Annotated in this window: 6 protein-coding genes; all 6 read left to right on the forward strand. The window is 57.1% G+C overall.

Going from position 1 to position 14,522, the window contains the following annotated elements; translation table 11 throughout:
• Positions 1 to 169 precede the first annotated feature (169 nt).
• The 6 genes from BLR08_RS17075 to BLR08_RS17100 all read left to right on the forward strand — a co-directional run bounded on the left by BLR08_RS17075 (position 170) and on the right by BLR08_RS17100 (position 13,996).
• Positions 170 to 5,443, forward strand: a complete 5,274-nt coding sequence (locus tag BLR08_RS17075) for a chondroitinase-B domain-containing protein (protein WP_072333299.1) — start codon at positions 170 to 172, stop codon at positions 5,441 to 5,443.
• Between the two features lie 162 nt (positions 5,444 to 5,605).
• Positions 5,606 to 7,927 carry a helix-turn-helix domain-containing protein gene (locus BLR08_RS17080; RefSeq protein ID WP_072333296.1) on the forward strand — a complete coding sequence of 774 codons (2,322 nt, stop codon included), beginning with the start codon at positions 5,606 to 5,608 and terminating at the stop codon, positions 7,925 to 7,927.
• A gap of 238 nt (positions 7,928 to 8,165) precedes the next feature.
• Positions 8,166 to 9,794, forward strand: coding sequence for a type 2 periplasmic-binding domain-containing protein (locus BLR08_RS17085; protein WP_072333293.1), 1,629 nt, complete (start codon positions 8,166 to 8,168; stop codon positions 9,792 to 9,794).
• A 91-nt stretch (positions 9,795 to 9,885) separates the two neighbouring features.
• Positions 9,886 to 10,842 carry an ABC transporter permease gene (locus BLR08_RS17090; protein ID WP_072333290.1) on the forward strand — a complete coding sequence of 319 codons (957 nt, stop codon included), beginning with the start codon at positions 9,886 to 9,888 and terminating at the stop codon, positions 10,840 to 10,842.
• A 15-nt stretch (positions 10,843 to 10,857) separates the two neighbouring features.
• On the forward strand, positions 10,858 to 11,736 hold the full coding sequence (locus tag BLR08_RS17095; protein ID WP_072333287.1) for a carbohydrate ABC transporter permease: 879 nt from the start codon (positions 10,858 to 10,860) through the stop codon (positions 11,734 to 11,736).
• 16 nt (positions 11,737 to 11,752) lie between these two features.
• Positions 11,753 to 13,996 (forward strand): glycosyl hydrolase family 95 catalytic domain-containing protein, encoded by a 2,244-nt coding sequence (locus BLR08_RS17100; protein ID WP_072333284.1) that lies wholly within the window; start codon positions 11,753 to 11,755, stop codon positions 13,994 to 13,996.
• Positions 13,997 to 14,522 lie beyond the last annotated feature (526 nt).

Consider the following 14,522-nt stretch of genomic DNA (forward strand, 5'->3'; position numbering starts at 1 on the left):
TTTTAAGGGTTTGTTTGATTTTTGGAGATATTCAGCAGCCCAAGCCTTGCTATATAACTAAGGGGAGAGGCCGACTCTAAGAAAATTGAAAACGCTTCATAGGCAAGTAAAAGCAGGAATGAAGGGGAGAGGTGACGGGAAGTTGAAGCCAGGAAGAAGAAGGAAGTTCTTGTCCCAGGCAGCTCACGTCGGACTTGCGCTGACGCTTGCGCTGGGCGGAGTATCCGCAGTTCCTCCGGCCGCGAAAGCTGCCGAGGGAACGCCGGGAGGCGTGGGAGCGGACGGACTGAGGCTGTGGCTGAAGGCAGATCCGGCCAGCTTTACGCTGGAGGGCGGCAGCATCGCCGTGTGGAAGGACAGCAGTCCGAACGGCAACGACTTTAAAAACGACGGAACGGTCGGAACGGGCGCGCCCAGGCCTAAGCCTACATATGTGCCGGCCCACGCCGGTCTAAATGGACAGCCGGCTGTCAAATTTATCCGCAGCGGGGGAAGTCTGCTGCAGGATGCGGACGGTTTGTTTGCCGACAATGAAGATGTCAGCCATGCCAGCTTGTTCACAGCCGCAGGTGGAGCGAACCAGATGGCCAACTCCTCGGTGTTTAACCAGCCGCTGGTGTCAGGCAGTATGGGCGTGCATCTGCCGCATACGACAGGCGCTTCTGCAGGCAAGGGTAATGTGCTGTGGGACGTAGGCCCTACTTCAACGCGGCTGACTGCGGGAGACGCGATGGCGCCGAAGGAATACAACGTGTGGGGGCTTCATTTTGATGCTCCGCCGACGGTCGGCTCCATCGTCTATCAGTCGATCAGCGGAGACGGGAAGACGGCGGCACAGACGACTTCGACCCGCAGCCCGATGAAGGGCAAAGGAAATACGGCCGCTTCGCTCGGTTCGGCGGCAGGAGGAGGTTCGGGCTTCGACGGTTACATGGGCGAGCTGATCCTGTTCACGAATGCGCTTACAATAAGCGAGAAGCGACAAGTAGAAACGTATCTGGCTGTCAAATTCGGCACTACGCTGAAGGAAGGCGATTATTTGTCCGCCGGTCCTTCTCCGGAGGTTGTATGGAATGCCGCGGCCCATGCCGGTTACGGCAACCGAATTGCCGGAATTGCGCGGGATCAAGAGGGGGCGCTTAACGTCCAGCAAAGCCGGAGCAGCCAGGGCGCTGCCGCCGAACAGGTCCTGATTACAGCTGTCCAGCCTCTGGCGGATAAGCAGTATTTGCTCTGGGGCGATAACGGCAGCACGGAGCAGGCTATTCCTCACGGCAGCGAGTTCAAGCGGCTTGCCCGCACCTGGAAGGTGCAAAATACCGGCAATACGGGTACCGTGCAGGCGGCGATTCCGGCGAGCGTTATTCCGCTTGGCGGCGTTTTGCTGACGAGCGGGGACAGCAGCTTCAGCCAGGCAACATCTGTACCGCTGACGGAGACGACGATCGGCGGGGAAGCGTATTATGCGGCTAATGTAACCTTGCAGAATGGATCCTATTTTACCTTTGCCGAGAAACTCCCCGGCGTGCAGCTGACGACGCTTGAGATTTGGAACGGCGCTCAAAACGTGCTTCCCGGCTTCCTGCCGAGCGAGACAACCGGCTATAAAGCGTCAGTTCCTCACGAGGCTGACAAGGTCCGAGTCGTCGCACAAGCAAACGGAGGTACCACGGTCAATCTGACGCTGACCCATTACCTTCAAGCCAATGCGCCGATAGCGGACCCGACACAGGTGCCGCTCGTACCGGGCGTCAACAAGCTGAAGGCCGAGCTGTCGAACGGCAGCGCATCAAATATATATGAAGTCGAGATCATCCGCAGCCTGGATATCGCTTCGGACGGCAAGATCGGCTTGAACGCCGGCTCGGTGACGGCCAGCTCCTTCCAGCCGAATACGACCTATGTCCCGGCCAATGTGGTCGACGGCAACTGGGAAGATCCGGAGAGCCGCTGGTCGGCATCGGGGCAAGGACAGTGGCTGCAGTTCGATCTCGGCCAGCCGCTTGCCGCGACTTATGTGAAGATCGCGTTCCTGAACGCGAAGGAGCGGCTTTCGACCTTCGAAATTTTGGAGTCGGACGATCCGGCATTTGCGGCCAGCACCGTTCTCTTGGCCAAACGCAACAGCCGGACTTTGCTCTCTACCGACTCTGTTCTGCAGCCTTATGTGCTGGAGAAGCCGGCGTCCAAACGGTATGTGCGGATGGTCGGCTACGGCAACACAGCCTCCGGCAGCTCGGGCGGCTGGAACAGCCTGACGGAGCTCGCGCTGTATACCGGCACGCCGCCGGTGATCGTTGAGCCCGAAGAGCCGACCGGACCTCCCAAGGCGGGAGATGTGCCGGAAGGACCGGCTCCGGTAGCGGAGATCGTCCGCGTCTCTACGGCGGCCGGGCTGCAGGCGGCGCTGGATCGGGCGAAGCCAGGTCAGGATATCCGGCTGGCGAGCGGTACTTATGAGCAGAACGGACCGTTTGTGCTCAAGAACAAGCAGGGGACCGTGGCGCAGCCGATCCGCATTATGGCCGAAGAGCAAGGCCAAGCGGTCATCCAGGGCAACAGCTTCCTGCACATCGAAGGCGCGAAATATGTGGAAGTGTCCGGACTCGTTTTCAACAGCGGCATCGGAACCGTCGGCCTCGATTACAGAGGCATGGATGAGGCGATAGCGTCCATCCTGCGTGCGGACGATCCGGCATCCCTGACTGTGCCGAAGGCGCAGCTGCCGAATCAGCAGGTGCACCCGGGGCTTCAGCTGTACAATTCCAGCAATATTTCCGTGCTGAGAAACAAGTTTGCGCTTGACGAGACGGGCCAGCCTTACCGGTTCAACGCCCCTAACGGGGTCGGCCAGGTCTGGTGCCTGACCGGTGTGGAGGGCAGCTGCCGGATCGGCGGCGGAGACCGCTACAACCCGGAGCTTCCGGTATATACGGGAGATACTCCGCATACAAATCCGACGCTGGTGACGGACAACGGCACGCATCGTCATTTTCTCCGGGTCGAGGGAATCGGCAGCCATAACCGGATAGCTTACAATGACATCGGGCATAAGAAAGGCTTTGGGGCCACGGTCATCTATGACGGACAAAGCGGCCATAACGTCTCGGAATACGATGTGATCGAATACAACTATTTCCATGATATCGGACCGCGGGTTACAAACGGCCTGGAGGTTATTCGTCTCGGACTGTCGGGATTGTCGCTGGCTTCCGGTCATGTGACCATCCAGCACAATCTGTTCGAGGATCTGAATGCCGAAGACGAGATTATTTCGGTGAAAAGCAGCGATAACATTATCCGCTACAATACGATCCGCAATTCGTACGGCGGGATCGTCGCCCGTCACGGCCACCGCAACAGCTTCTATGGCAACTTCATATTTGGAGACGGGAAAACGGCGGGCTTCAGCGGCTTCCGCATCTACGGGAACGGGCATAAAATCTACAACAACTACATGGAAGGTTTGACGACGAATGTCATCCGGCTCGACGGCGGCACCCATGATGCCGGACCGGACGGAGGAACGAATCCGACGGTTCGCTGGATGGAAGGCGCTTCCGAGCAGACGGCGGTGCTGAATACGCTCCCGCCCGACAAGCAGACGGAGATTTTGCGCGGCCACTGGAGACAATATAACGTCGAGATTTTCAACAACACGATGGTCAATGTTGGCAATAACACCGCAGGCTTCAGCTTCGGCGGCAGAACGTATCAGCCCGTCGGGACGAAAATCTACAACAACGTCGTATTCAGCAACGCGGGTACGATATTCAATGAAACGTCGGCTGAGCAAAATGTACCGGCGAACGAGCGCCAGATCTACGTCGGCAACCTGGTGGACGGAATTGCGAATCCGACCAATATCAGCGATGCTTCCCGGGTTCCGGCTTCCGCCATCGCCAAACTGCCGCTGTTGTTCGTCCGCAGCGCCGACGGTCTTATCCGCTTATCCGCCGGAAGTCCGGCGATCGACGCCTCGAAGGCACCATTCCTGCCTCAAGAGGATATGGACGGCCAATACCGGTACGGCACGCCGGATGCGGGCGCCGATGAATACAACCGGCAGACGGCTCCTGTGAGAAAACCGCTGACGAGCACGGACGTAGGTCCAAATGCCGGCTCGCCGGCACAGGAGGAGACGCCCGGACTAAGCGCGCTGACGCTGCAGCCCGGCAGTCAGCTCGTTCCGGATTTCTTGCCCAACGCCACTTATTATCATGTGCTTGTCCCGTCCGGCGTAACGGATCTGCGCGTCGTGCCAACCGCTCTGAGCGGGTCTTCCCAGATCATGGTGAGCGTGGATGGCGCAGGCAGTCATCAGGTAGCAAGCGGCAAGCCGAGTCAAGTGCTGGCTATCGCGCCAGGAGGCAGCGTCATTCGGGTTGAAGTGACTGAGGCTTCGGGGAAAAGCAAGACATACACGATCTCCATAAAAAAGGAACAGGATTCCGGAAATCCATCGGAGCCTGGAATGCCGCTGGACCGGATCGAATTCGCCCCGTCCGCGTACAGCCTGAAAGTGAACGCAAAAGTCGGCGCCGTTGTGCAGGCCGTGTACCAGGGCAATCCCAAGCCGCTGACGGGCGCGACCTTCTTCACCGCCCAGCCGGAGATCGCGACGGTGAACGCTCAGGGCGTCCTGACAGGTGTGGCCAAGGGAACTACGGTCGTGGTCGCCACCTATAACAACTTCAGCGCGACGGCGAATGTGACCGTTACCGTAGATCCGCCGACAGTTCCGGACAACGGTTCTGGCGATGACGGGGGCTCCGGCGGCGGACCGCCAGCGCCTACTCCGGCGCCCGCACCGGTGCCTGCGCCCGTAACGCCAGCGCCAGCGCCGTCCAAGCCGGCCGAACCGGCTCCGAGCGTACCGGCCCCATCCGTGAAGCCGGTCCAGTTCGCCGATGCTGCCGGACACTGGGCGGGAGACATGATCGCCGAGGCCGCCAAGCTCGGGATAGTGCAAGGCTTCCCGGACGGCAGCTTCAAGCCGGAGGAGCCGATGACGCGGCTGCAGTTCGCCGCCATGCTCGTCCGTACGCTGAAGCTTGCGGCAGGCCAGCTCGAAACTGATTTTGCCGACCAGTCGGACATTCCGAGCTGGGCTGCGGCGGAGCTGGCAGCTGCGGTCAAGGCCGGTATTCTGCAAGGCTATGACGACAACACGCTGCGTCCGCACAGGGAGATCAACCGCGCGGAGATGGTCACGATGCTGCTGCGGGCGCTGAAGCTGGAAGCCGCGGCTTCCGCGGCGCCGCAGTCCTTCCGCGACGAAGCGGATATTCCGGGCTGGGCAAGCGCTTCCGTCGCCTATGCAGTAGAGCTCGGACTTGTCCAAGGCAAGGAGAATAACCGCTTCGCACCTCAGGATACGGCTACCCGCGCGGAAGCGGTAACCCTCATCATGCGGATGCTGAAGCTGGACCAGTCCGGTTAAACGATACAGGGATGGCTGTCCGTATGGACAGTCTTCCCTGTTATTGCGTAGAGAGACAACACTTGCCGATAAAGCCAAAGCGGGAAAATAATCTGTTCACCCACTTACATTTAGGTATAATAAAGGAGCAGTTTGAAAAATAGAGACACGGGGGTCGAGGCTATGGGTCTTGGGAAAATCCGCTTCAACAGACACAGCGTCATCGTCAACTGGCTCATCTCCTATATTTCCGTGCTGCTTGTCCCGATTATGATCAGTGGCGTTATATACACAGCCACCTGGCATGTGGTTGAGTCGGAAGTCAACCGGGCCAACGAATCGCTGCTCCAGCAGATGGAGCAGGCGATCGACAGCAATCTGGGAGGCATCGAGCGGCTGAGCGTCGAGATGGCGCTGAGCAAGCCGCTTGCCAGCTTTCTGACGGCGTCCAAGCCGTTCACCGATAATGATCATTATGAGATTATGGGGATTGCCAGTGATCTTCGTTTGTACAAGATGGCCAATGACTACATCGAGCAAATCTATGTATACTACAAAAACAGCGATACTGTCGTATCGACCCGGGATCATATCAACAGCCGTGCATTGTACGAGGCGGTCCGCGAGCGGGAAGATACGAGCTATGAGGAATGGAAAGCTTTTTTTGACCGAAGATATATACAGGAATATATGCCGGTGACGCTGCTGGAGAACGGACAGCCGCCTGTCAAGGCCGTGATGTATGCGAAGTCGATGATTCTTGCCAATCAGGATCAGCCTGGAGCCGTTATTCTCTTTATTATCAAGGATAAGAAGCTGCTGGAGAATATCAGCCCGGCTCATCAATCTTCCGTTGCCGTGCTGGACCGGCAGTATCGACTGGTTGCTTCCACCGCATTCGACCGTACGCCCGACATTCTTGTGGAGGACAAGCTGGCCGCCGAAAGCGGCGTATTCTACGGAGATATTGCGGGTGAAGAGATGGCCGTATCGTATACGACCTCCGCGAACACCGGCTGGAAATATATATTTACGATGCCCGCAGAGTTGTTCGGCGAGAAAATGAAGTATGTGAAGAAGCTGATTTTCATCAGTCTGGTGCTCAGTCTGCTCTTCGGAGGAGTTGTCACCTTCTTGTTTATGCGGCGCAATTATAATCCGATCAGCATGCTGATCCGCAGTTTGTCCACCCGTTCGGGCATGTCGTTCCCGGAAGGGTCTAATGAATACGGCTTCCTGGAAACCGCCCTGAACAATACGTTTGCCGAGAAGGAGAAGATCGGGCAGCGGCTGGAGCAGCACCGGGATGCAATCCGGTCGCATTTTCTGCAAGGATTGATCAAGGGAAGACTGGAGCATAATGTGCCGGTCCACGAATCGCTGGCGGCTCATAACATCCGGCTGGCGTCCAATCGATTTGCGGTGCTGCTCTTCAATGTCGAGCATTACGGCAAGTTCGAATCCTCTTCCTTGATGGACCCGCAGAAGGTGAAGCTTGTTCACTTCATCATCATGAATGTGGCGGAGGAAGTGGCGGGCGAGCGGCATCAGGGCTTCGCTACGGAGATGGACGATTTGCAGGTATGCATCGTCAACTTCAAGGAAGAACCGGAGCGGGGCGAGCTAAGCCGGATCGCAGGGCAGATTCAGTCGTTCGTGCTGGATCATTTCCACGTCCATCTGACCGTCGCGGTCAGCGGCATCCATGAGGAGCTGGAGGGAATTTCCCCGGCTTATCAGGAATCGCTTGCAGCTTTGGAATACCGGCTTGTCATGGGCAGCGGCGAAATTATCAGCTATGACGATTTGCCTCAGACCGGGGCAGGGACCGCTTCCGAATCGATCAGCTATTATTATCCGCTGCATGTGGAGCAGCAGCTGATCAATTTCGTCAAGACCGGGGATTACGAGAAGTCGAAGGCGATGGTCGACGAGATCGTGGAGATCAACGTGTCGGGCGCTTCCTTGTCCGTCCCGCTGGCCAAATGCCTGATGTTCGATCTGATCAGCACGATGCTCAAGACGATGGATGAGATAGGCACCGGCCACAAACGGGAGTGGATGGAGCGGGACAACCCCGTTGACCGGCTGACCGCCTGCGAGACGATCAAGGAGATGAGGGTCCAGATCGCCGAGGTGCTGCAGCAGGTATGCCAGTCCATCCAGGAGGACCGCAAGCAGGATCATAATCAGCTGAGCCAGCAGGTGATGGCTTATGTGAAGGAGCATTACAGCTCCGAGAGCTTGAATATCACGATGATCGGAGAGACGTTCAATCTGACTCCCTCCTACCTGTCCAAGCAGTTCAAAGCGCAGACCGGCGAGGCGCTGCTGGAATTCATCAACAAAACGCGTCTGGAGGAAGCCAAGCGGCTGCTGTCCGCGCAATCCTGCTCCATCTCGGAGATCGCGAGGCGCGTAGGTTATGCGGATATCAACACCTTCAACCGGATTTTCAAGAAGTATGAAGGAATTACGCCCGGCAAGTACAAGGGCATTCAATGAGACAGACCATCCATCCAAAGCCGCCCTGTGCGGCTTTTGCTGTTGAATAGCGCGCATATTTGCTTTTTACAGCCCCAATGCGGATTTTAGATAGGCGTATTTCCGATTTTACAGACGATTTTCGGTTTTTGATGATATTCAAAGCGCGTCATTCAGGTCCATAATAACGTCATGGTACACAGCAGCAGCGGTGTACGCACATCATCAAGCAGAGCATTCATATTTGAGGGGGATTGACATGAAGAAACAAATGAAGAAGAAGTCGGTCGGAGTTGCCGTTTCTATCGTACTGGCATCGACAAGCCTGCTGGCGGCTTGCTCAAGCACGAAGGAGGGAGGCGCGACAGCACCGGCGCCGACAACGCCTACCCCGGCGGCAGAAGCCGGCAAGTATCCGGTGAGCACCACGGAGACGATTACTTCCTGGGAGCAGATCAATTCTAACCTGACGACATTTGTGCCGAATCTGGCCGATTCGCCGTTCGGCAAGCAGCTGGAGAAAGATACCGGCATCAAGGTTAAATATTCGCATCCGGCGGACGGCCAGTCCAAGGAGCAGTTCAACCTGCTGATCGCTTCCAACAATCTGACCGATGTGATCGAATACGATTGGAACAATTCCTATCCGGGCGGGCCGGAGAAGGCGATGGCCGATAAAGTCCTGCTTCCGCTGAACGATCTGATCGACAAGCATGCTCCGAATCTGAAGAAAATGCTGCAGCAGGACAAAGAGCTGGACAAGATGCTGAAGACGGACAGCGGTAAATATTATGTATTCCCGATGATTCGTCCGGATAACGGACTTGTCTTCCGCGGTCCGATGATCCGCAAGGACTGGCTGGATGAGCTGGGCCTGCCGGTGCCGACGACGATCGACGAATGGTACACGGTATTGAAAGCGTTTAAGGAAAAGAAAGGCGCTACCGCTCCTCTTACGGCGCAGTATACGCCGAGCGAGCTCGATATTCGGGATGCGTTCATCGGAGCGTTCCGCACGGCCAACCGTTATTATATCGATGATCAGGGCAAGGTGAAGTACGGTCCGGTAGATCCGCAGTTCAAGGAAGCGCTCACTTTGCTTCGCCAGTGGTACGCGGAAGGTTTGCTCGACAAGGATTTTGCGCTCAATACGGATTCCAAGGCGCTGGACAATAAGATTCTGGGCAATGCTTCGGGCGCAACGGTCGGTCTGCTGAGCGGCGGGATGGGCCGCTGGACGGATTCGGGCAAAAAGCAGGATCCTAAGTTCCAACTGGTAGCCGCTCCATATCCGACGCTGAAGAAGGGCGAACGCGCCTTTATCGGCCAGCGGGACTTCAAGTTCAATCCGGCTGCCAGCAAAGGGGTAACGACGGCAGCCAAAAATCCGGAGCTGGCTGTAAAATGGCTGGACTACGCGTACAGCGAGAAAGGCAGCCTGCTGTTCAACTTCGGGATCGAAGGGGAAAGCTACACGATCAAGGACGGCAAGCCGACCTTCACGGATAAAATCACGAAGGACCCGAAATACAATCTGCAGCAAATGGTCACCCAGTATACAAAACCTAACGGTCCGTTCCCGGGCGATTCCCGCAAGAGCTTCAATACGTACAAGGAGCAGGACGAAGCGATCAAGATTTGGGAGCAAACGGATGCAGCCAAACATCTGCTTCCGCCGTTCATTACCCCGACCGTAGAGGAAAGCAAGGAAGTGGCCAAGATGAACACGGCCATCACCAGCTATAAAGAAGAAATGTTCGTGAAGTTTGTTATGGGCAAAGAGCCGCTCGACAAGTTCGACGAGTATGTGAAGCGCATCAAAGAAATGGGCAGCGACAAGGTAGCCCAAATTTATCAGAATGCTTACGACCGTTACAACAAGCGGTAAAACCCTATGAGACGGCTTCCTGCCGAGAACGTGTCTGCCCGGGCGGCCGGCGCGTTCTCCCGGGAGCCGGGAAGGATGGAGTGGAGAGAACATGACCGCAATCAATCAAGAAGCGACACCGGTGCTCATAGAGAAGAAGCGGACAAAGCTTGGGTTGCTGCTCGATATTCGGAAAAATAAGCTGCTGTATGTGATGCTGCTTCCCGTACTGCTGTATTATGTGGTTTTTCACTACGCTCCCATGTATGGGGCGATCATTGCCTTCAAGGATTTTTCGCCGCGGCTCGGCATTTTGGGCAGCGATTGGGTAGGCTTCGAGCATTTTAACACGTTTTTTACCGGTCCATATTTTTGGCGGACGATCAAAAACACGATACTCATCAGCTTCTACGAGCTGATCTTCGGGTTTCCGGCTCCGATTTTGCTCGCATTGCTGCTTAATGAGGTGAAGCACTCCATCTTTAAGCGCACGGTACAAACGGTTACGTATATGCCACACTTTATCTCGCTGGTCGTCATCTGCGGGATTATCAAGGACTTTACTTCCAGCGAAGGCGTGATCAACGACCTGCTCGTCTGGATGGGCTTCGAGCGATCCACCTTCCTGCTGGACCCTGAGCTGTTCCGTACGGTGTATGTATCGTCCGGCATCTGGCAGCATATCGGCTGGGGAACGATCATCTATCTGGCTGCATTGACCGGCATAGATCCGGAGCAATATGAAGCGGCCCGGATGGACGGGGCAGGACGCTGGAAGCAGATGCTGAATGTGACGATTCCCGGCATCATGCCGACGATCGTGATCCTGCTGATTCTTGAGATGGGAAGAATGATGAATGTTGGCTTCGAAAAAATCATCCTGCTGTACAATCCCGGCACGTACGAAACGGCAGACGTTGTGTCTTCCTACGTGTACAGGGTAGGGCTTCAGGATTTCAACTACAGCTTCAGCTCCGCAGTCGGATTATTCAACTCGGCCGTGAACTTCACGCTGCTCGTATTTTCCAACTGGCTGAGCCGCCGATTAAACGATACGAGTCTTTGGTAGGAAGGAGGAGCCATCATGAACCGACCGACATTTCTGGAGAGAACCTTTGATTGGACGAATGGACTTTTACTGACGCTTCTGATGATTGCGACGGTGTATCCGATCATTTATGTCATCTTTGCTTCGCTCAGCGAGGCGGATCAGCTTATGGCGTTCAACGGCATTTTGCTGAAGCCGCTGGGCTTCTCGCTGGACGCTTACACCAGCGTTTTCGCCAATCCGATGATACTGAAAGGCTACGGCAACACCTTTTTCGTCGTCATCGTGGGCCTGGCGCTCAATATTTTGCTGACCGCGCTTGGAGCGTACTCCTTGTCGCGCAAAAGCTTGAAGTACCGCAAGCCGATCATGCTTATGATCGTGTTCACGATGTTTTTCAGCGGCGGGCTGATTCCTTTTTACCTGACAGTCAAAGGAGTAGGACTCGCCAATACGCTGTGGGCGCTTATTATTCCGCAGGCGATTAATACGTTCAACCTGATTCTGATGAGGACGGCGTTCGAATCGATTCCCGATGCGCTCGAGGAGTCGGCCAAGATGGACGGGGCCAATGATTTCGTCATCCTTTTCCGGATTATCCTGCCGCTGTCGATGCCCGTCATCGCCGTCATGCTGCTGTATTATGGGGTGAGCCATTGGAATTCCTGGTTCCACGCACTGATCTTCCTGCAGGACCGCTCGATGTATCCGCTTCAGCTCATTTTGCGGGAGATTTTGCTGCAAGGCGAAGCCAGCACCATGGCTGTCGGGGCTTCGGACGGGGATGTCGCGATGCTGACGGTTACCTTAAAGTATGCGACGATCGTCGTGGCGACGGTGCCGATTTTGCTGGTGTACCCGTTCCTGCAGAAATATTTTGTGAAAGGCGCCCTGATCGGAGCCATCAAAGGATAAGGAGGAATGCGAAGCCATGGCAGGCACGAATGCCGGGGAAATCCGGCTGGAGCTGGACTGGGCGCAATTTTTGGCCCCGAACGATATGGAATGGGTCGTCAAGCCGGTCCATTGGGATGAAGGCGTCTTTCTCGGCAACGGCTCGATAGGCGCGATGATCTATGGGGAAGAGAATGCCAAGAAGCGGCATGTGCTGCGTTTCATCACGGGAAGAACCGATGTCACCGCAACCCGGACGGACCGTCCGGGCTTTCCGCCGCGTGTGCCGATCGGCGAGCTGGACTTGGAGCTCGAAGGGATGATTTATCATCCGACCCGGCTTCGGCTGGATTTATGGAACGCCGAGGTCAGAGGTTTGCTGACCACAACCCGCGGCGAGGTAAAGCTGCGGGCTTTTGTCCATAGTGAAGAAGAAGTGCTTGCGGTAGAAGTGGAATGCTCGGAGGGCGAGCGGGGCCGGAGGCTGACATGGTATGCCCGCAGCGAGACGGACCCGGTGCTGATCAATGCCGACGGCATTAATCTGAACCAGTTTATCCCCGAAGCGGAAGTTCTCAGGACGGCGGAGGGGGAGGTGACCGTTACCGTCCAGCGGTATCAGACGGACGAAGGCTGCGTCACCGCCAGCTGCGAAGTAAGGCTGTCCGACTCGCGCAGCGTCTGTTATTTGTCGGTAGCTCAAGGCTGTGGCGATGCCGCTCGGGAACAGGCCGTAAACGCCGTAAGCCAAGCGGCGGCCACGGGCTTTGGCGACTGGGTGGACGCTCACCGCGCCTGGTGGCACCGGTATTACCGGCAAAGCTTTATATCGATTCCCGACGGACAGCTGGAGAGCTTCTACTGGATTCAGATGTACAAGCTGGCTTCGGCTACCCGTCCGGGCAAGCCGCTGATCGATAATCAGGGACCGTGGCTGGCTCCTACGCCATGGGCCGGCGTTTGGTTCAATATGAACGTGCAGATGAGCTATTCGCCTGTCTACACCTCGAATCGGCTGGAGATGGGCGAATCGCTCGTCCAGGCGCTCGAAGCCGGCCAGCAGCAGCTTGTTTTGAATGTACGGGAACCGTACCGGCATGATTCGTCCGGTCTCGGCCGCAGCTGCAGCTTCGACCTGCATGCCGAAGTGGACGACGAGGTTGGCAACCTGGCCTGGGTGTGCCATAATCTGTGGCGCCAGTACCGCTATTCGATGGACGAAGAGCTGCTTCGCGGCTTGCTGTATCCGCTTTTGCGCCGGACTATCAACTACTATATCCATCTGCTGCAGGAGGGAGAGGACGGCCGGCTGCATCTGCCGCCTACCATCTCGCCGGAGTACGGCTCTTTCATGAAGACCAAAGTCAGTGATTGCCATTACGATCTGGCGCTGCTGCGCTGGGGCTGCGAAACGCTGCTGGCTTCCGCGGAGCGGCTTGGGGAGCAAGACCCGCTGGAGGCAAGCTGGCGGAACATTCTGGACCGCCTGGCTCCGCTGCCGGTGGACGAAACCGGCTTTATGATCGGGCACGATACTCCGCTGGCGTACGGACACCGGCATTTCAGCCATCTGCTCGCCGTGTTCCCGCTGCATCTGATCGGCTGCGACGACGAGCAAGACCGGGCTCTGATCGAAAAGTCGCTGGAGCACTGGATCTGCAAGGAAGGCGACCTGAGAGGCTTCAGTCTGACGGGGGCCGCGTCGATCGCCGCTACGCTCGGCCGTGGGGACGAGGCAGTGAGGTACTTGAAGGCGCTGATGCATATCGTCAAGCCGAACACGATGTACAAGGAAGCGGGGCCGGTCATCGAAACCCCGCTGGCCGCAGCGGAGTCGGTGAACGACATGCTGCTGCAGAGCTGGGGCGGTACGATCCGGGTGTTCCCGGCCATCCCGGAGAATTGGCGCGACGCGGCTTTCCACGACCTGCGAGCGGAAGGGGCGTTTCTGGTCAGCGCGGTGCGGCAGGATGGCGCTACCCGGTGGATTCGGGTGAGGAGCCTTGCCGGCGAGCCGTGTCTGGTGAGGACCGGCTGGAGCGGCACGGTCCGCTGGACCATCCCGGGCCGCGAGGGGGAAGCGTTCAGCGCCGAGCTGCGGACGAGCGGCGAGCCGGTGCGGCTGGAGCTGGACAAGGGCGAGGAAGCCGTCCTATTCCAGGGCGAGGCGCTGCCGGAGCTTCGCATGGCTCCGGTAGACGCGCCGGGCCGGCCTGTTCGGCCGTTCGGCGGTCTCAAGCCATGGCGGTTGTACGGGCTGCCCGGACAATTAGACAGGTAGGAGACTCGCGCGCGATAACCGAGCTGTTCGGGCCGGCGGTGCAGCTTGTGTGCTGGCGGCGCTGTGGACAGCCGGGTGGCGCGGAGGAGAGGGCTTTGGCCTGTTGGCCTGCCTGACCTGGCAAGAGCGCTTCGAAACAGATGCCGCTGCGACCGATCCCGGTTGCAGCGGTATTTTCAACATCTCAGGCAGCAGAGGTGATCTTGGTAAACGTACGGCTTCTAAAGACGCTTTTCAGAAAGGAGGGTGTGCGGGGGCGGAGTTGTCACGGCATTCAGCGACCCTAAGCGCATGAAATCAACCGAATTCCATTTGTAGCGGAACTGAGAATGTCTTACTGAGCCAGACAGTCCATTTTTCGCTCCTTTTGCCCGTCCAAGAGTCGCTGAGTTCCGTAAGAACAGCAAGGTCATGAGAGCAGCGGCTTCGAGGGCCAGCGAGAGTTACGGGATAGGATTGCCGTACGATTGCCGAATCGTGTACTGGATCAAAGACCGGATTGAGCTTGAAGAAGTCGAGGACAGCA

Source organism: Paenibacillus sp. cl123, from assembly GCF_900101595.1.
In the GTDB taxonomy this organism is placed as follows: Bacteria; Bacillota; Bacilli; order Paenibacillales; family NBRC-103111; genus Paenibacillus_G.

What these genes read in the sequence shown, in the direction of transcription:
- BLR08_RS17080 (WP_072333296.1), top strand. Translation starts at nt 5,606, where the DNA reads ATGGGTCTTGGGAAAATCCGCTTCAACAGACACAGCGTCATCGTCAAC.
- BLR08_RS17085 (WP_072333293.1), top strand. Translation starts at nt 8,166, where the DNA reads ATGAAGAAACAAATGAAGAAGAAGTCGGTCGGAGTTGCCGTTTCTATC.
- BLR08_RS17090 (WP_072333290.1), top strand. Translation starts at nt 9,886, where the DNA reads ATGACCGCAATCAATCAAGAAGCGACACCGGTGCTCATAGAGAAGAAG.
- BLR08_RS17095 (WP_072333287.1), top strand. Translation starts at nt 10,858, where the DNA reads ATGAACCGACCGACATTTCTGGAGAGAACCTTTGATTGGACGAATGGA.
- BLR08_RS17100 (WP_072333284.1), top strand. Translation starts at nt 11,753, where the DNA reads ATGGCAGGCACGAATGCCGGGGAAATCCGGCTGGAGCTGGACTGGGCG.